Source organism: Rhodoferax sp. GW822-FHT04A08 (genome assembly GCF_058801025.1).
Genome location: NZ_JBXAMW010000002.1, coordinates 262,084 through 280,562, shown reverse-complemented (window position 1 = coordinate 280,562; position 18,479 = coordinate 262,084). Strand labels below are relative to the sequence as shown.

Here is an 18,479-nt window from a genome sequence, read left to right as displayed (position 1 = left end):
TAACCCTATGGCGTCTATTCCTTTGCCCTGACATTAGGCGCAGGCCTTGTTGTGGCGCAGAATGGAAGCCACTGAACAGGATTGTTTAGGGGGGCAGATGAATCTGGACCAGATGAGCCGACCCAAGAGTTGGCTCCAGTCTTTACAGCTCAAACTTTCGGTATTGCCGGTTTTGCTGGTTGTCGTCTTTATATGGGGCGGAAGCAACCTTGCCGGCAAATACCTGTATGAGCGCCAGCGCGAATTCCTGGTGGACCAGCAGAACTCGGCAGCCCGTGTCTACGCGCAGGGCGTGAGTCAGAAGGTCAGCAACGAGATTCAGCTTCTGGAAGTGCTGGCAAGCCGATTCGATTCCGCGCGGTTGCGCGATCCGGTCTATGCGTCGCAGTATCTGTCGCAGCGGTACACGCTTCCCATCCAGTTCTCTGCGGGCGCATTCGTGCTGGATGCCAATGGGGTGGTGGTTGGGGACTTCCCCGAAATTCCCGGACGCAAGGGCAAGAGCTATGCCGACAGGGAGTACTTCAAGCAAGTCAAGGAAAGCGGAAAAACCTACGTCAGCTCCCCGGTATTGGCACGCGTCTTGAAGCAGACTGTCGTCACTTTCACGGTCCCCCTCTTTGATGCCCGATCGGAATTTGTCGGTGCGCTGGTCGGTGGGGTCGACATGGCGTCTGCCGATTTCCTGGGGCTGTTGACGAATGCCAAGGTCATGGGCAACAACGAGATCTACGTTGTGTCCCTGTCCGACGAGGCCGTCATTGCCAGCTCCGATCCGGCCAGCGTCAAACTGCCATTGATCGATAACGAAGTCGGACGCAACATTAGGAAGGGCGAGACCAGTTTCATCGGGAAAAGCCGCAAGGGAATTGAAAAGCTGTATTCGGTGGCACCGATAGAGCGCACCGACTGGAAGCTGGTGGTGGCGCTTCCTACTGGCATTGCCTTTGCATCTGCCGATGAGATGCTGCGCGCACTGAGCTGGATTTCGTTGATCACCACCCTGTTGGGTGTGACCGTCGCACTGCTGTTATCAAGAAAGCTGCTGCAACCCCTGAAAAAGGTTGGGCAGAGCATGGATGCCATGTCCAGCGGGCAACGCGTGCTGGAGCCGATAGCGCAGGTGGGCGACACGGAGATACGCGGTCTGATTGCCAGCTTCAACCGGCTGACCTCCAGCATCCAGACGCAACAACAGACCCTGCAGCAGGAACGGGGGGAGTTGCAAAAGGCCAGGGACGAGCTGCACAGCCTGAACGAAGACCTGGAAGCCAAAGTGGCACAGCGCACGCGCGAAGTGCAGGACCTGTACGACCAGGCACCCTGCGGCTACCACACCCTCAATGCCGATGGCGTGTTGGTGAACGTCAACGCAACCGAACTGGACTATCTGGGCTATGACAGAGCGGAGTTTGTCGGCCGCCCCATTTTTGACTTTCTCAGTCCGTCCAGCGCACAGCAAGTGCGTGAGCGGTTTGTGAAGTTCAAACAGGAAGGTACCTTGCGCAATTTCGAGCTGGAGTTCGTCTGCAAGGATGGCTCCATCCGACCATTCCGGGTGGATGCCAATCTGGTACGTGACGCCAACGGCTTGCCGCTCTACAGCCGCAGCACGCTGACCGACGACCGTGAGCGCATGGAGCAGACCCGGCGGTTGATGGAGCTTTACCAGTTCCTGCACGAGGTCATGGACAAGCTGCCCTTTGGTGTGCTGGTCTTCGACGCCGATCACCGCATCGTCCTGCACAACAAGCTGCTGGAGGCCATGTTGGACTTGCCACCGGAACTGTTCCTGGGCGAGGCGGTATTCCATACGGATTTCCTGCGCTTCAAGCACCAGCGCGGAGACTTCGGTGACAAGCCGCTGGCCGAAGTCGTGCAGTCGTATGTGGACAGCCTGGACAGTCGCAAGCCCCTGCATTTTGAACGTCGCTATGCCAACGGAAAGACCTTTGAAGTCATCGGGGAGCCACTGGCCTCCAACCACATGATCGTCACCTACACCGATGTGACGCACAAGAAGGAATCCGAGAAACTGGTGCTGGCGGCCAAGGAACTGGCTGAGGCCACCACCCTTTCCAAGAGCCAGTTCCTGGCAAACATGAGCCATGAAATCCGCACGCCGATGAACGGCATTCTGGGCTTGGCCTACGTGCTGGAGCGCATGCCCTTGAACGAGGAGGCAAGGAGACTGGTGCGGCGTATCTCGCAGACCGGCAAGACCCTGCAGAGCATATTGAACGACATCCTCGACTTCTCCAAGATAGAAGCCAACCAGATGAGTGTGGAGCACACCGCGTTCACGCTGGGGGATGTGCTCGACAGCGTGGCCACCATCATGATTGGTGACCCGAATCGCCCGGATGTGGAGGTGGCCATCGCGCCGCCGCCAGACCACATCCATCCGATTGTGGGGGACCCCACCCGGCTCGGACAGGTGCTGAGCAATCTGGTGGGCAATGCCATCAAGTTCACCCACAACGGCTATGTCCGGCTGGAAGTGGGCAAGGTGCGCAGGGACGATGTGTCCGTCACCCTCCGGTTCGCGGTGCGCGATACCGGCATTGGCATTTCGGAAGCTGCTATGGCGGACATATTCAAGCCCTTCAGCCAGGCCGACGCATCCACCACCCGCAAATACGGTGGCAGCGGGCTGGGTCTTTCCATCAGCCGCAGGTTGGTGGACATGATGGGCGGCATGCTGGAGGCGCACAGCACGCCCGGCGTGGGCAGCGAATTCTTCTTCACCGTGGAGTTCCCCTGGGCGCGCGAGGTCACCGAGATGGGCCGCAGACTGCGGGACCTGGATTTGCTCATTGCCGATGACAGCCAGATCTCGCGCGATGCCATTCGTACCACCGCACTGGCGCTGGGCTGGAACCCGGCTGTGGTCTGCGGTGGTCAGGAAGCGCTGCAGCATGTGGTCAACCGCAAGCAGTCCGGCCAACCCCCGGAGGTTCTGGTGCTGGACTGGAAGATGCCGGATCTGGACGGTCTCTCCGTCGCTCGGGGCGTGCACGAATACCTGGAAGGTGGCCAGGGCCCCATCATCATCCTGGCCACGGCCTATTCGCGGGATGACGTGTTGGCCCATCCGGACGCGGAGCTTGCCGATGCCGTGCTCAACAAGCCGGTGAGTGCGTCTGCGCTGTTCGATGCGGTGATGTCGGCATTGCGCAAGCGCACCGTGTTTGAGCCATCCAGCGGCAGTGCGGCACCGCAGCGCCTGCAGGGAGTGCGTCTTCTGGTGGTGGACGACAGTGACGTCAATCTGGAGGTGGCCAAGCTGATCTTTGAAGGCGAGGGGGCCACAGTGGTCACGGCCGAAGACGGGCAGGCAGCCATCGACTGGCTTTTTGCCCACCCCAACGACATCGACGTGGTGCTCATGGACGTGCAGATGCCCAACATGAATGGTGGGCAGGCAACGCAGCGCATACGTCAGGATGCACGTTTTACAAAACTGCCCATAGTTGCCTTGAGTGCCGGTGCCTTTGCGCAGGACCGTGAGAATGCGATCAACGCCGGCATGAACGACCACCTCTCCAAACCCATGGACGTGGAGAAGGCCATCTCCGTCATACTTTCACAGATGCAGCGCACTGTGGATGACTCTTCCGACCCGCAACGCAGGGTGACAGATTCCCGCTCCAGCCCGGTATTTCCCGGGCTGGATGTGGCCGACGCGATCAGGCTCTGGCGCAGTGCCGACCAGTACAAGCTGTATCTGGGCAAGTTTGTTGCGGACTACAGCCCGCGCATTGCGCTGCTGGACCAGCCTGCCGATGAGAGTCTGGCCGGCTTTGTGCACAAGCTCTGCGGAGTGGCTGGCAATCTGGGCATGCATGAAGTCGGCAAGGCGGCCAAGGTGCTTCAGTTCCAACTGCGGTCCGGTGACGACACGGTGCTGGCCCGTGCTGCGCTCAAGGAAGCTCTTGCAGTGGTGATGGCGTCGATACAGCAGTATCTGGGCGAACTTGCGCAGTCAGCTGCAACGCCGCATAGTCACGCCGCGCCGGACCTCGGCCATGTTGCGACCTTGCTGGAGCAGCTCATTGCCATTCTGGCGAGTGACAACCCCTTCGGTGCAGAACCCTTGTTCAAGGAACTGACCGCCCTGGTGGGCGAAGTGCCACTCAAGGCCGTGCGTGAGGCCGTTGCCGGTTTCCAGTTCAGGCTGGCGGAGAAAGCGGTGCTTGCACTGGCAGACCAATTCCATATCGTGTTGAAAGGCCAATAGACAGATGTCGAAGCGACCCATATTGATCGTCGATGATGAACCCGCGAATCTCGCCCTGATGGGCGAGATCCTCTCCGGCGAATACGACTTGGTGTTTGCCGCCACTGGAGCCGATGCGCTGCTGGCCGCCAGGAAGCATCAACCGGCGATGGTATTGCTGGACATCCAGTTGCCCGACATCGATGGCTATGAAGTGTGTCGCCAGCTCATGGCCGACCCACTGACCAACGAGACGATCGTCCTCTTTGTCACCAGCATGTCAGACCGCAAGATGGAAGAAAAAGGGTTTGCGCTGGGTGCGGTGGACTACATTGTCAAACCCATCAGCCCGCCCATCGTGGCGGCGCGGGTACGTGCGCATCTCTCCATGGTGCGTGTCGAACGGCTGGAGCAGAGCTACCGCGAGGCCATTTCCATGCTGGGCGAGGCCGCGCACTTCAATGACGAAGATACCGGCGTGCACATCTGGCGCATGGCCGCCTATAGCGAAGCGCTGGCCCGCGCCGCCGGAAAATCCGAAGACTACTGCCGCGATATCGAGCGCGCGGCGGCCATGCACGATACCGGCAAGATCGGCATACCCAAGGAAATCCTGCAAAAGCCCGGTCCACTGAACGCGGCAGAGTGGACGGTGATGCGCACGCACTGCCAATTGGGACGCGACATCCTGGCCAAAGGCACCTCGGACACGTTCAAGATGGCCGCCTCGATCGCCATGTACCACCACGAAAAATGGGATGGCTCGGGGTACCCGGAAGGCCTTGCTGGCGAGGCCATTCCCATCGAGGCGCGCATGGTTGCCATTGCCGACGTTTTTGATGCGCTGACCATGCGCAGGCCCTACAAGGAGGCCTGGTCGGCGGAGCGCGCCCTGCAGATACTGCGCGAAGGCGCTGGCAAGCACTTCGATCCCCGCCTGATCGACGTGTTCTTCTCCATCATCCCCACCATTGAAGCCATACGCGCCCGCTGGGAGACGCCGGAGGGCGCGAGCAAGTAGCGATAGAAGTTCAGGCACCAATCATTGCGGCGGCAGCAGCTCGGCCACCAGGGTGATGGATGGAACGCCCGTCAGAGCCTTGGAGAGCGGGCAGTTGTGCTTGGCCAGATCGGCCAATTCCTGAAAGCGTGCGTCCTCCATGCCGATTACGCTCGCCTTCATATGCAAGGCAATCTGGTCGATGGCAAAACCTTCGCCTGCGGCCACTAGCCGGACGCGGGCCCGGGTATCCACCATCTGCGTGGCGAAACCGGCCTTCTCGCAGGCAAACGAAAACGCCATGGTGAAACATGCCGCGTGTGCTGCGGCCAATATCTCTTCCGGATTGGTGCCCTTGCGTTCTTCTCCGAAGCGACTGGCAAAGCCATAAGGGTAGTTGGCCAGCGCGCCGGTTTCAGTGCTGATTTCTCCCTTGCCTTCTTTGCCGGAACCTAGCCAATGGACGCTGGCGGATTTTTCGGACATGTCGATTCCTTCGTGGTTGAGTGGCATTCAGCCTATCGGTTGGGTTGAGCGATTTCGGTGCGCCAACGCACGGAGCCGTGCCAGTGCCGGGCAGTAACCTGAGCCCATGAACACTCCACCCAACCAGGCGCTCAGTCGCCGCATTTTTCTGCGCAAGTCCGTGGTCATACTGCCCACGGCTACATTGGTGCTGACTAGCGCTGCACAGGAAAAGGGGAGTGCCGATGCCACGGACAAGACAGGCGCCACGTCGTCCACGGCAACCTACCAACCGGCCTACTTCCATCCGGCGGAATGGGTCTTTGTGCAGGCCGCAGTGGCGCGGCTGATTCCGGCCGACGACAGCGGACCGGGTGCGCTGGAAGCAGGCGTGCCGGAATTCATCGACCGCCAGATGGACGCCATCTTTGGCAACGCTGCGCTCTGGTACATGCAGGGGCCGTATGTGGAGTCCCCGCCGGAGTTCGGCTACCAAGACCGGTTGCCACCACGCGATGTGTACCGTGCCGGCATTGCAGCAACCGACCGCTATTGCGAAACCCAGCTGGGCAGCAAGACCTTCGCGCTGCTGCAGCCGGCCGCACAGGACAAGCTGTTGCAGGGGCTGGAGTCCGGTGCCATCGCGCTGGAAGGGGTCAATGGAAAAGCCTTCTTCGGCTTTCTGCTGCAGAACACACGGGAAGGCTATCTGAGCGACCCCATGCACGGCGGCAACAAGAATGCAGCGGCTTGGAAAATGATCGGCTTTCCAGGTGCGCGTGCCGACTATGCCGATTGGGTGGGGCGCCCTGGAGAACGCTATCCGCTGCCGCCCGTCAGCATCAATGGTCCGCAGGGGTGAATGCCATGGCTAGCAAAAAGATGCCCAAGGTCGATGCCGTTCTGGTGGGGTTTGGCTGGACCGGCGCCATCATGGGCATGGAGCTCACCCAGGCGGGCCTGCATGTGCTGGCGCTGGAGCGCGGCGAAATGCGCGACACCAACCCGGACTTCGCCTATCCGCGCATCACCGATGAACTGACCTACGGCATACGCGGCAAACTGTTCCAGAACCTGGCCAAAGAGACGGTGACGGTGCGCCACGGCCTTGGAGACACCGCAGTACCGTACCGGCAACTAGGCTCGTTCCTGCCTGGCGAAGGTGTGGGCGGCGCCGGTGTGCACTGGAACGGTCACCACTGGCGGCCCTTGCCGGACGACTTGCGCATACGCAGCCGCTATGTCGAGCGCTACGGAAAAAATTTCATACCCAAGGACTTGCAGATTCAGGACTGGGGCGTGAGCTATGAAGAGCTGGAGCCGTACTTCGACCAGTTCGAAAAAGTCTGCGGAACATCGGGCAAGGCCGGCAATCTGGGGGGCGTCATCCAGGCTGGCGGCAATCCCTTCGAAGGGACCAGAAGCAACGAGTATCCCCTGCCACCACTGGCCTCGCTCAACAGCGCCTTGCTCTTTGACAGGGCCACGCGTGAGCTGGGCTACCACCCGTTTGCACAAGCGGCGGCCAACGCTTCACGCCCCTATACCAACCCGCACGGTGCCCAGTTGGGGCCGTGCAATTTCTGCGGCTTCTGTGAGCGCTATGGCTGCTACAACTATGCCAAGGCGTCGCCGCAAACCACGCTGTTGCCCACGCTGCTGCACCGCTCCAACTTCGAGTTGCGCACCCGTGCGCATGTGCTGCGCGTGAACATGACGGCCGATGGCAAGCACGCCACCGGCGTGACCTACATCGATGCACAGGGAGCGGAAGTCGAGCAGCCGGCCGACCTGGTGGTGCTGTGTGCCTACCAGTTCCACAACGTGCGGCTGATGCTGCTCTCTGGCATTGGCAAGCCCTACGACCCGGCCAGCGGCAGCGGTGTGGTCGGGCGCAACTACGCCTACCAGCTGGGCGGCGGCGTCAATTTGTTCTTCAACAAGGACCAGCCCATGAATCCTTTCGTGGGCGCGGGCGCCAGCGGCAGCGTGATTGACGACTTTGACGGCGACAACTTCGACCATGGCCCGCTGGGCTTTGTGGGAGGCGCATCCATCAACTGCATCAACACCGGAGGGCGGCCGCTGCAGCAGATGAGCGTTCCCGCCGGCACGCCGGCACGCCGGCTTGGGGCACAGGCTGGAAGCGCGCTATCAAGGACAACTACCTCTACACCACCAGCGTGGGCAGTCAGGGCTCGGTCATGGCCTACCGCGACAACTACCTGGACCTGGATCCCACCTACAAGGACGTATACGGGCAGCCGCTGCTGCGTATGACCTTCGACTGGAAGCCCAATGACATTGCGATGACCCAGTTCATCGTAGGCAAGATCCAGGGCATTGCAAAGGCCATGGGACCGCGCGAAGTCACGGTCAGCGTCAAGAAGCCGGGCGACCACTACGATTTGCGTGCCTACCAGTCCACCCACAACACCGGCGGTGCGCCCATGGGCACAGACCCGACCACCAGCGCCGTGAACCGCTACCTGCAGAGCTGGGACGTGCCCAATGTGTTTGTGATGGGAGCCAGTGCGTTTCCGCAGAACTTCGGCTACAACCCCACCGGCATGGTGGCGGCACTGGCCTATTGGTCGGCAGCGATGATCAAGGACCGCTACCTCAAGAATCCCGGAGCGCTGGCATGAACCGGCTCCAGCGCTGCTGCCTTGCCCTGCTCCTGATTGGGGCAACATCTGCCTTCGCAGCCACCGCTCCATCGGATACCGACGTGCAGCGGGGCGAGTACCTGGCGCGTGCTGCAGACTGCATCAGCTGCCACACCCGTGCAGGCGGTTTGCCGTTTGCGGGCGGGCTGGCAATGGCGACTCCCTTCGGCACCATTGTCTCCACCAACATCACGCCCGACCGCAGCTTTGGCATAGGCAACTACAGCGCCGAAGAGTTTTCCAGAGCGCTGCGACAGGGGCGGGCCAAGGATGGCCACTACCTCTACCCGGCCATGCCCTATGTGCAGTTCACCCGGATGACCGATGCCGACATGCTCGATCTCTATGCCTACTTCATGAAGGCAGTAAAGCCCGAGCAGCAGGACAACGTGGTCACCCGACTGGCTTGGCCCTTTAGCATGCGCGGACTGATGGCGCTGTGGAATATGCTTAATCTGCAGGACAGGCGATTTGCGCCTGTGTCGTCGGCCAGCGCGGAATGGAACCGGGGGGCCTATCTGGTGCAGGGTCTGTCGCATTGCAGTGCCTGCCACACCCCACGCAATTTCACTGGTGCCGAGAAGGCGTCCAGTGAAAAGGACGGCGCGCACTTTCTGGCGGGGGCGTCGATTGATGGTTGGTATGCGCTGCCCTTGCGTGAGCTGGATGAGACCACCCAGGCTGGACTTGCTTCCTGGTCGCAGGCCGCGCTGGTGCAGTACCTGCACACCGGTCGCAATGCGCAGACCGCAGCCTTCGGGGCGATGGCAGGCGTCGTCTCACAGAGCACGCAATACCTCACACTGCCGGACGCCAATGCCATCGCCGTGTACCTCAAGTCATTGGGTGCGAGCGAAGCTGGCGGCAGCAAGCCCGTCGCACCCGATCCGCAGGACCCCACCACGCTGGCCTTGCGTCAAGGGGACATGACCAAGTTGGCGAGTCGACGGGGTGCCTTGATCTACCTCAATAACTGCAGTGCCTGCCACCGCTCGGACGGGCAGGGCGCGGGGCGCACCTTCCCGACGCTGTCGCACAGCAGCGCCGTCGCGGCTGGTGACACCACGTCGCTGGTGCGCATCGTGCTGCAGGGTTCTGCCATGCCTTACACCGTGACGGCACCGTCCGAACTGGGCATGCCGCCCTTTGGCTGGCGCCTGAGCAACACGGATATTGCCGACGTCCTGAGCTTTGTACGCAGCAGCTGGGGCAACAACGCGGACGCAGTCACCGCGCAATCGGTCGCGCAGGTCAGAAGTGCCAGCAAAGTGATCCAAGCAACGGACAGGTAAGTGCCATCCCCACATAGTGGCTTCAGATGTAGGCACCTGCATGCCTTGCAGCCTGTTTCAGCCCAACATTACGGCCGTTTCCTGATCCAGGACCTGACGGAAAAACCGCGGTCTAGCCTCGAAAAAGGCCAGCCAGACAGGCGGCTGATAGGGGTAAACATTCACTGGCTATGCGGGTTAAGCAGGAGTAGTATTGCAAAAAAATAATTGGAGACTCGCATATGACCAAACTCAAGTTGGGTGCCAAGTTGGGTCTTGCATTTGCAGCGATGGCGCTGCTGACGATCGCGTTGGGAGTCTTCGCGATCACGCGGCTTTCTCTGATCCAGTCTGCGTTGGTCGATCTCGGCGACAACTCCTTGCCCAGTGTCATAGTCATCTACAACATCAAGGGAAAAGTCAGTGACGTGCGCCGACTGGAAACCCAGTTTCTGGTCGCTGACGCCAAGGAGCAGGAGGCACTCAAGGGACGTATAGAGAAGTCGATGACCGAGGCCAAGGCACTTCTCAAATCCTACGAACCACTGATCTCCACACCGGAAGACGGTGACTTGTTCAAGGACGACATGGCCAAGACACAGGCCTATATGGATACCACGGCGAAGCTGATCCCCATGGCCATGCAAGGTGAGCAAGGCCTGAAGGATGCAATCGCATTGCTGTTCGCCGACTCCCGCAAGAACTACACGGCAGCCAGCGCCGCACTGGATGAACATGTCAAGTTCAACGTCAAGCTGGCCAACGATGCCGGTGCTGCGGGCAAGGCCAACGCCAGCGTTGCCCGAACCGCCACCGAGATTGCCATTGCCGTCGTGGTCCTGCTGGCGGTTACGCTGGGTTGGGTCGTCACCCGGATGATTGTGGGACCGGTCAGAAAGGCCAGCGACGCGGCAGCGGTGGTGGCCTCGGGTGACCTGTCGCAGGCGATTGATGCGAAGGGGCACGACGAAATCGCCGAGTTGCTCAAGAGCATTCAGACCATGCAGCACAGCCTGTCCAGAACCGTGGCCGCGGTGCGGCGGGGATCTGACGGAGTGGCCACAGCCAGTGCGGAAATCGCCCATGGCAACAACGACCTGAGTGCACGCACCGAGAATCAGGCCAGCGCACTGGAAGAGACGGCAGCCAGCATGGAGGAACTCAGCACCACGGTGAAGCAGAATTCCGACGCTGCCACGCAGGCCAACAAGCTGGCCCACACCGCGTCCAGTGTCGCGATCCAGGGTGGTGAAGTCGTGGGCCAGGTGGTGGAGACCATGAAAGGCATCAATGATTCCAGCCGCAAGATCAGTGAAATCATTGGCGTCATCGACGGCATTGCCTTTCAGACCAATATCCTTGCATTGAATGCAGCGGTCGAAGCGGCCCGTGCCGGCGAGCAGGGGCGCGGCTTTGCGGTGGTGGCGTCCGAAGTGCGCTCCCTGGCCGGCCGCAGTGCCGATGCAGCCAAGGAGATCAAGTCGCTGATCAATACCAGCGTGGAACGCGTGGAGCAGGGCAGCGTGCTGGTGGACAAGGCCGGCACCACCATGACCGAGGTCGTGTCCAGCATACGCCGCGTGACCGACATCATGGGCGAAATCAGCTCCGCCAGCGTGGAGCAGGCCGCCGGGGTGGCCCAGATCGGTGACGCGGTGAATCAGATGGATCAGGTGACACAGCAAAACGCTGCTCTGGTGGAACAGATGGCTGCGGCTGCCAGCAGCCTGCGGACCCAGGCGCATGACCTGGTGGAGACGGTTGCCGTATTCAAGCTGGACCCCCAATACACCGTGGCCGCAGCAAGTACTCCCATCGCTGCACCCTCTGCAAGCCCCTTGCCCATGGGGGTGCGCAAGGCGGTTGCCGCCCCCGCCACTGCAAAACCCAAGATACAGGCGCCTGCTGCCAAGGCCAAGCCCCAGCCCGTTTTGATTGCGAAGCCGGCTCCCGTAGCGCGGGCGGTTGCAGCAGGAGCGGATGAGGAATGGGAAACCTTCTAAATTGTCGCGGCACAAGATACAGCCTGCGCGTATTCCTGGGCACCCTCGCGTGTGCGTGGATGGGGCTGGCGCTTGCGGAGTGCTCACGCCTGGTGCTGACGGCTGATCCGGCCTATCCGCCCTTGCACTGGTATGACGGCAAGACACTGCAGGGCGCCAGCATCGCCATTGCCAGGCGCGTACTGGATGACCTGAAAATACCTTATGAGGTCCGCTACGTGGGGCCGTTTCCTCGCGTGATGCTGCTGGCCCAGCGCGGCGAGGTGGACATGGTGGTGACGCTCAAGAAGTCACCGGAGCGAGAACAGTTTCTGTTGTTCCCCAATACGCCGGCGTTCGCCAACCCGGTGGCGGTATTTGTAGCCCGCAAGCATGCGTTCGTGTTCCATGATCGCAGCGATCTGGTGGGTCTTCGTGGCGGCATCACCAGTGGAAACCTCTTCGGCAACGGCCTGGACGAATACCTGCGGGAACACCTGACGTTTGAAGAGGCCAATTCGCCGGAGAACAATTTCGACAAGCTCAAGCTGGGCCGGATCGACTACTTCATCACCGGGTACTACGCCGGCATGGCGTTCCTGCTCAAGAGGGGCGACGAGGACAAGATCGTGGCCCTGAAGCCTTACGCGGCGGAGACCCTGAACTTCATTGCATTGACGCGCAATGGGCGTTGTGCCGACAAGCTCGCCGCCATAGACGAGCGGCTGGCAGCACTGCGCAAGAGTGGCGCAATAGATGGTTTGATACGGCAAAGCATCCATGCGTGGAAACAGCGTCCAGTCTTGTCCGAAGACCCGTGATGCAACGACCCAGCAGACTGGCTTGTTCATGAAGACCCACGAACGATCCTCTGCCGGGTCACTGGCCGCGTTGCTGGCAGGACTCAGGGCGCGCAGCCTGAGCGTGGGAATCGTCGTCGCAATGTGCATAGGGCTGCTGGTGCCGGCCATCATCGGCGGCATGTTGTTTGCCGGTTTGCGCCAGCAAAAGATGGCCCGTGAAGCCGAAAGCCATATCGTGGACAAAATGGGTCTGCTGACCAGCAGCCTGGTGGATCCCGTATGGAATGTGGACAGCAAGATGATCGAGACCATTGCGGCCGCCGCACTGCTGGACCCGCAAGTGGTCCGCATCACCATTCGCGACCAGGGTGTGAAGCCCATTCTGAACATCGAACGGCCCGAGCGGCGGCTGGGTGAAGCCCGTGTGCGCAGCAGCGAACTGATACGCCGCGGAACGGTTCTGGGGTCGGTTGAGCTGGAGATCGACAACGGTCTGCAACAGCGCGAGATCGCGTCTGACCGCAATGCCAATCTGACGGTCTTGCTGGGGCAATTCTTTTTGGCACTGGTACTGATCCTGATTGCGATACGTGTGCGCGTCCTCAAGCCGCTGTCGCGCCTGACGGCGTTTTCCGATCAGCTCGCAGGCGGCAATCTGGACTTGCCATTGGACTGGAGGCAGACGGACGAAATCGGCCGGCTGGCGCAACAGATGGACCAGATGCGCCGGGGTCTGCAAACATCGTTTGCGGAACAGCGCACCATCCTGAACAACGTGGAGGTCGGCGTCCTGTTTGTGCGCAATCGCATCGTCCTGCTTGCCAATCGCTATGCGGAGCAAATGTTTGGCTATGCATCCGGCGCGATGGGTGGAATGCACATACGGGAGGTCTACCTGTCTGAAGAGCACCACGCCGATACTGCCCGGAAAATCTATGAGGCGATTGCGTCCTCGACCGGCCGCTATGAAGGGGAGCAGCCGCTCAAGCGGCAGGACGGCACGGTGTTTCTGGCACGCATGCGCGGTTGTGCGCTGCATCCCGCGCAGCCCCTGGAGGGCAGTATCTGGGTGTTTGAGGACATTACCGAGAAGAGGCGGGCGGAAGAGGCCTTGTCGTATTCCAACTCATTGACCAACGCGGTGCTGGAGTCCACCGTGGATGGAATCCTGGTGGTGGACCGTGAGGGAAAAATATCGCGGTGGAACCAGAAGTTCGTGGATCTCTGGCGAGTTCCCCAGGTGCTGTTGAACACCGAGGTGAAGGATCCGGTCCTCGACCATGTCAAGTCACAGGTGGCACAGCCCGAGGTCTTTCTGGAAAAAGTGAAGGAGTTGTATGACCATCCGGACGCGTCGAGCGAGGACACGTTGCTGCTTCTGGATGGACGCGTATTTGAGCGCTATTCGCAGCCGCAAAGAATAGGTGACACCATCGTCGGACGCTTCTGGTCGTTCCGCGACATCACCGGGCGCAAGCAGTCGGAGGAAAAGCTGCTGCTTGCTGCCAGCGTCTTTTCGCACGCCCGCGAGGGCATCATGATCACTGCGGCGGATGGCACCATCATGGATGTCAACGACACCTTCTCCCGCATCACCGGCTATGACCGCAGTGAAACCTTGGGACGCAGGCCCAACATGCTCAAGTCGGGTCTGCATGAGCAGAGCTTCTACGCCGCCCTATGGAAGGATCTGAACGACAAAGGCCATTGGTATGGCGAGCTGTGGAACCGGCGCAAGAACGGCGAGGTCTATCCGGAGATGCTCACCATCAGTGCCGTACGGGACGACGTGCGCAATGTCACCCTGCACTATGTCGCGCTGTTCACCGACATCTCGGCCATCAAGGCGCACGAGAAGCAGCTCGAACACATGGCGCACTTTGATGTGCTGACGGGCTTGCCCAACCGGGTGCTGCTGGCGGACCGTCTGCACCAGGCCATGGTGCAGACCCAGCGGCGCGAGCAACTGCTGGCGGTGGCGTATCTGGACCTGGACGGATTCAAGGCCATCAACGACAGCCATGGCCATGAGATTGGTGACCAGGTACTGATCATTCTTGCCGCACGCATGCAACAGGCCTTGCGTGAAGGCGATACGCTGGCGCGCCTGGGGGGCGATGAATTCGTTGCCGTGCTGCTGGACTTGCCCGACGTTTCCGCCGGCGCCCCGCTGTTGAGCCGCCTGCTGGCGGCAGCCGATGCGCCCTTGCACGTGGGTGAGAAAGTGCTGCAGGTTTCGGCCAGCATAGGCGTCACCTTCTTTCCGCAAGCGGAAGAGGTGGATGCAGACCAGTTGCTGCGCCAGGGCGATCAGGCCATGTACAAGGCCAAGCAGGCCGGCAAGAACCGTTACCACATCTTCGACGCAGACCAGGACCGCAGTCTGCGCGGCTATCACGAGAGTCTGGAACATATACGCCATTCGCTGGCGCTGGGTGAGTTTGTGCTGCACTACCAGCCCAAGGTGAACATGCGCACCGGCGAGGTGGTGGGAGCCGAGGCACTGATTCGCTGGCAACACCCGCAGCGCGGTCTGCTGCCGCCTGCGGTGTTCCTGCCACTCATCGAGGACCATCCGCTGGCGGTTGATGTGGGGGAATGGGTCATTGAATCCGCCCTGATCCAGGTGGAGATCTGGCGTGCGCAGGGCCTGTTCATTCCGGTCAGTGTCAACGTGGGCGCGCGCCAGTTGCAGCAGACGGATTTCGTCGCCCGCTTGCGGGAGAGCCTTGCCCGCCACCCGGACATACCGGCCGGAAGTCTGGAAATGGAAGTGCTGGAGACCAGTGCGCTGGAAGACCTGACACGGATATCGCGCGTCATCGATGCCTGCCGCGACATCGGCGTGATGTTCGCCCTGGATGATTTTGGTACTGGCTACTCCTCACTCACCTATTTGAAGCGGCTGTCGGTTGCCTATCTCAAGATCGACCGTAGCTTTGTGCGCGACATGCTGGATGACCCAGACGATCTGGCCATACTAGAAGGCGTCATCGGGCTGGCGCTGGCCTTCAAGCGCCAGGTCATTGCCGAGGGTGTTGAAACGGTGGAACACGGTGCTGCCCTGCTCAAGCTGGGCTGCGAACTGGGCCAAGGGTTCGGCATTGCCAGACCCATGCCGGGTGCGGATTTCCCCGCTTGGGTCGCGAACTGGCGGCCCGACGCGGCCTGGACCACGCGATCATTGGCATCCGATCTGCTGTCTTGAGCGTGTGATGACCGAGCCCGGCGCGCATCCCGACAGAAGTCGCCACGCAGGCGCGTTGCGGAAGATTGCCAGCTTGGGCTGCACGGCCTGTGTGCTCGCAATCGGGGTGTTGATCCCTGAGGCGCAAGCTGCCAGTCCGGCCCGTCAGCTGACGGTGGGCGTGCCCGCCGCATTGCCGGGATACGAAGTGCTGGACGACAACCACCTGAAGATCAATGACCCCGCCAAGAAACGCCTGATGGATTGCATATCCGGCAAACTCAACGCCCAAATCACGTGGTTGAGTTACCCGACGCGCAGGGTCATCCAGATGCTGCAGGCGCAGGAGCTGGACATGATCTTTCCCATGGGGTTCACGCCCGAGCGTGCCGGCAGCATGTTGCAGAGCAGCCCGATGTGGCAGAACCCGGATGTGCTGGTATCCCTGCGCCCGGTGGACATGCACGACAAGAGCCTGCGCATCGTGGCGCGACTGGGCTCGCCACAACACGCCGACTATCTCGCCGAAGGCTATGCCAGCGTCAGTGGCGCCTATTCCTATGAGGAGCTGCCGCGGCTGCTGGCGCGCGCCCAGGTGGACGTGGTGGTGGTTCCCCGCTCGATCTATGGCGAGCAAAAGAACCTGTGGCCGCCGGGTTCCATAGTGACCGACGGAAGATCCAGGATGACCGGTATCTATCTGAGCAAGCAAGACCCCAAGGGGTTGCTGAAGCCGCTGAACGAGAGCATTGGCCGCTGCAAAGCGAGTGTGGGCAAAAAGTGAGTAGGCGTACCCGGACCAGTCCTGTGCCGGTTTGATCAGGGCAGGGGATCAAACCACAGCTGCGCATTGCTGAAAGGCTGATCGGGCGGAAGGTCCGGGTTGGTGAGCCGGAACAGGCGCCTGTTTTGCAGGTTCAGCGCCCTGATCAGGGGCGCAAAGTTCTGCTTGAATAGTCGGTCCAGCGTTCCATTCCTGACGATGGCATTCATGCCGGTTTCGACCCGATTGGCATGGAGCCGGCCAGTCTCGGTCCTTGGAAACCAGAAATACACCGGCATGGGGTAGTACAGCAGCAGGTCTTTCTCGATGGCCATGCCCGGATACCTTTTCTGCCGCGCCTGGAACTCATCCATCACCTCCGTGGCGCCACGGCCGAATGCATCAAACCGCTTGTTCATCAGCATCTCAAAGAGCCCCTCGTAGCTCACACCCCGCTCAACCTTGAATCCTGCAGTCTTGTAGATGGCAACATCGGACCAGTCCTTGCCCTGACCCATGCTGAATTGACGCAGATCGTCCAGCGTTCTGACTACGGAGTAGCGGGGCTGGTCTTCCGCGCGGATCAGAAACACCCGGTATCCCACCAAGCCCTTGTCCACCGGTATCTTGACGGCAATCAGATCGCGTTCCAGCTCGGTTGTGCTGTCCAGCACCATGGTGTTGATCTGGCCTCGGGTCTCTTTCATCTCCGCAATCTGCCGGGCCTCCGTCATGTGTTCGGCCATGGTCACCGAATAGTTGCCAAAGGTCGGTCGCGTGGCTTCCAGCGCCGCCTTGAGGACGCTCCAGTGGTATCGGTAGCGTTGGTCACCAGGTGTCTCCGGGCCATTGACGACAAAGTGCCAAGCCTGTGCCCCATCCGCTGCGTGCGCCACGGGGGCAAGCACCTGGGATAGCGCCAAAGTCAACGCCGGGCCTAGCAAGGCCCGCAGCATGGACCAAGCGTTTTTACGCAAGCAGCAACGAACCACAAAGCGCTTCCACATTCTTCGGGCTCCTGGCAGCGCCGATCGATTGATCTCCATCGGCTTACGAATGGTGATCATGTGGCAGCTTGTCTGCCATTGCAACACCTGCAAACCCGGTAAGGGAGAATGTGCAGATGGACATCCTGCGCAAACTCTCCCACCACGGTTCAAAACCTTTTCCTATCCTCATCAAACGCTTGCTGGCCCTGGCCGCAGCCGTGCTGTACCTGACGTGTCAACCTGTGCAGGCGGCTTGCCCGCCCCCTCTACAAGAGCCTTCCGTCGAACAGATCCAGGCAGCGCAACGCGTGGCCAAAGACCGCGGCTTTCTCTGGGAAGTCTCCAAGGCTGGCAGGGTTTCCTACCTCTACGGCACCATCCACGTTGCCAAGCTGGAGTGGGTGTTTCCGGGGCCGCAGTTGGTGCGGGCCGTGCAGGCAAGCGACACCATGGCGCTGGAGCTCAACCTGCTGGATGACGCCACCATGCAATCTATTGCCCAGGAGCGGACCCGGCTAGATGAGGTGCCTCCGCCCGAAGCATTCAGCCAGTGGTCCAAGGCCAAGGCGCACGAGCTGTGCCTCAATGCCTCAGACCTGGAAAAGGTCAGGCCCGAATACCAGGTGATGGCCATCACCCTGGCGATGGCACGGGGCTACGGGCTGGAGCCCGCGTTCGGCATCGACGCCATGCTGATCCAGGCAGGCCACAAGATGGGCAAGGCGATAGAGGCACTGGAGACGGCAGAGGACCAGTTGCGGGCCCTGCGTGCCAGCAACGCGGACATTGAAGAGGCACTGGCGCGGGGCGACTTCACAGCGGAGGAATTCGAGCGCGGGCTGCACATTCTGGTGAAGCTGGCCGACGCCTGGGCTGCCAGCGACCAGACTGCGCTGGATACCTACCCCCAGTGGTGTCAATGCCTGAACAGCGCCATGGAACGACAGGAGATGCAGCGCATGGTGGATGACCGCAACCCCAAGATGGCCGCACGCATAGAGGAGCTCCATGGCGTCGGCCACAAGCTGTTTGTTGCCGTCGGCTCCCTGCACCTGATCGGTGAGAAAGGCTTGCCCGCACTGCTGGCGCAAAAGGGCTTTGCCGTGAAGCGGATTTTCTGAGACGTGAGGC

At 60.9% G+C, this 18,479-nt stretch carries 11 protein-coding genes and 1 pseudogene; 10 read left to right on the top strand and 2 right to left on the bottom strand.

Going from position 1 to position 18,479, the window contains the following annotated elements:
* Positions 1–61: 61 nt before the first annotated feature.
* Complete coding sequence (locus tag AC1RMF_RS05790) at positions 62–4,240, top strand: response regulator (RefSeq protein WP_493140348.1); 4,179 nt, start codon at positions 62–64, stop codon at positions 4,238–4,240.
* 4 nt (positions 4,241–4,244) lie between these two features.
* Complete coding sequence (locus AC1RMF_RS05785; protein WP_493140346.1) at positions 4,245–5,240, top strand: HD domain-containing phosphohydrolase; 996 nt, start codon at positions 4,245–4,247, stop codon at positions 5,238–5,240.
* A 21-nt stretch (positions 5,241–5,261) separates the two neighbouring features.
* Here AC1RMF_RS05785 and AC1RMF_RS05780 read toward each other — a convergent pair whose 3' ends face one another.
* Positions 5,262–5,705, bottom strand: a complete 444-nt coding sequence (locus AC1RMF_RS05780; RefSeq protein ID WP_493140344.1) for an OsmC family protein — start codon at positions 5,703–5,705, stop codon at positions 5,262–5,264.
* A gap of 106 nt (positions 5,706–5,811) precedes the next feature.
* On the opposite strand from AC1RMF_RS05780, the gene AC1RMF_RS05775 reads away from it, so the two are divergent.
* From AC1RMF_RS05775 to AC1RMF_RS05745, 7 genes and pseudogenes are all read left to right on the top strand, one after another.
* Complete coding sequence (locus AC1RMF_RS05775) at positions 5,812–6,546, top strand: gluconate 2-dehydrogenase subunit 3 family protein (RefSeq protein ID WP_493140342.1); 735 nt, start codon at positions 5,812–5,814, stop codon at positions 6,544–6,546.
* Between the two features lie 5 nt (positions 6,547–6,551).
* A pseudogene (locus AC1RMF_RS05770) lies at positions 6,552–8,332 on the top strand (GMC family oxidoreductase).
* Complete coding sequence (locus tag AC1RMF_RS05765; protein ID WP_493140340.1) at positions 8,329–9,645, top strand: c-type cytochrome; 1,317 nt, start codon at positions 8,329–8,331, stop codon at positions 9,643–9,645. Before AC1RMF_RS05770 ends, AC1RMF_RS05765 begins: the two are co-directional and overlap by 4 nt.
* 221 nt (positions 9,646–9,866) lie before the next feature.
* Entirely contained in the window at positions 9,867–11,627 is a 1,761-nt protein-coding gene (locus tag AC1RMF_RS05760) for a methyl-accepting chemotaxis protein (protein ID WP_493140338.1), read from the top strand.
* Entirely contained in the window at positions 11,612–12,427 is an 816-nt protein-coding gene (locus tag AC1RMF_RS05755; protein ID WP_493140336.1) for a substrate-binding periplasmic protein, read from the top strand. Before AC1RMF_RS05760 ends, AC1RMF_RS05755 begins: the two co-directional genes overlap by 16 nt.
* 28 nt (positions 12,428–12,455) lie before the next feature.
* A complete protein-coding gene (locus tag AC1RMF_RS05750; protein WP_493140334.1) occupies positions 12,456–15,617 on the top strand; it encodes an EAL domain-containing protein in 3,162 nt (1,053 codons plus the stop codon).
* A 7-nt stretch (positions 15,618–15,624) separates the two neighbouring features.
* Positions 15,625–16,380: a substrate-binding periplasmic protein gene (locus AC1RMF_RS05745; RefSeq protein WP_493140332.1), complete on the top strand. Its 756-nt coding sequence runs from the start codon at positions 15,625–15,627 to the stop codon at positions 16,378–16,380.
* A 35-nt stretch (positions 16,381–16,415) separates the two neighbouring features.
* Here the strand turns inward: AC1RMF_RS05745 and AC1RMF_RS05740 are convergent, their stop codons facing one another.
* A complete protein-coding gene (locus AC1RMF_RS05740) occupies positions 16,416–17,426 on the bottom strand; it encodes a hypothetical protein (RefSeq protein ID WP_493140330.1) in 1,011 nt (336 codons plus the stop codon).
* A gap of 8 nt (positions 17,427–17,434) precedes the next feature.
* Between AC1RMF_RS05740 and AC1RMF_RS05735 the strand changes: the two genes are divergently transcribed.
* The gene (locus AC1RMF_RS05735; protein ID WP_493140328.1) at positions 17,435–18,469 is read left to right on the top strand and encodes a TraB/GumN family protein; all 1,035 of its coding nucleotides are present in this window, start codon (positions 17,435–17,437) and stop codon (positions 18,467–18,469) included.
* Positions 18,470–18,479: the final 10 nt, after the last annotated feature.

Coding starts and splice junctions, on each gene's coding strand:
- AC1RMF_RS05790 (WP_493140348.1), top strand. CDS start 62: ATGGAAGCCACTGAACAGGATTGTTTAGGGGGGCAGATGAATCTGGAC.
- AC1RMF_RS05785 (WP_493140346.1), top strand. CDS start 4,245: ATGTCGAAGCGACCCATATTGATCGTCGATGATGAACCCGCGAATCTC.
- AC1RMF_RS05780 (WP_493140344.1), bottom strand. CDS start 5,705: ATGTCCGAAAAATCCGCCAGCGTCCATTGGCTAGGTTCCGGCAAAGAA.
- AC1RMF_RS05775 (WP_493140342.1), top strand. CDS start 5,812: ATGAACACTCCACCCAACCAGGCGCTCAGTCGCCGCATTTTTCTGCGC.
- AC1RMF_RS05765 (WP_493140340.1), top strand. CDS start 8,329: ATGAACCGGCTCCAGCGCTGCTGCCTTGCCCTGCTCCTGATTGGGGCA.
- AC1RMF_RS05760 (WP_493140338.1), top strand. CDS start 9,867: ATGACCAAACTCAAGTTGGGTGCCAAGTTGGGTCTTGCATTTGCAGCG.
- AC1RMF_RS05755 (WP_493140336.1), top strand. CDS start 11,612: ATGGGAAACCTTCTAAATTGTCGCGGCACAAGATACAGCCTGCGCGTA.
- AC1RMF_RS05750 (WP_493140334.1), top strand. CDS start 12,456: ATGAAGACCCACGAACGATCCTCTGCCGGGTCACTGGCCGCGTTGCTG.
- AC1RMF_RS05745 (WP_493140332.1), top strand. CDS start 15,625: ATGACCGAGCCCGGCGCGCATCCCGACAGAAGTCGCCACGCAGGCGCG.
- AC1RMF_RS05740 (WP_493140330.1), bottom strand. CDS start 17,426: ATGATCACCATTCGTAAGCCGATGGAGATCAATCGATCGGCGCTGCCA.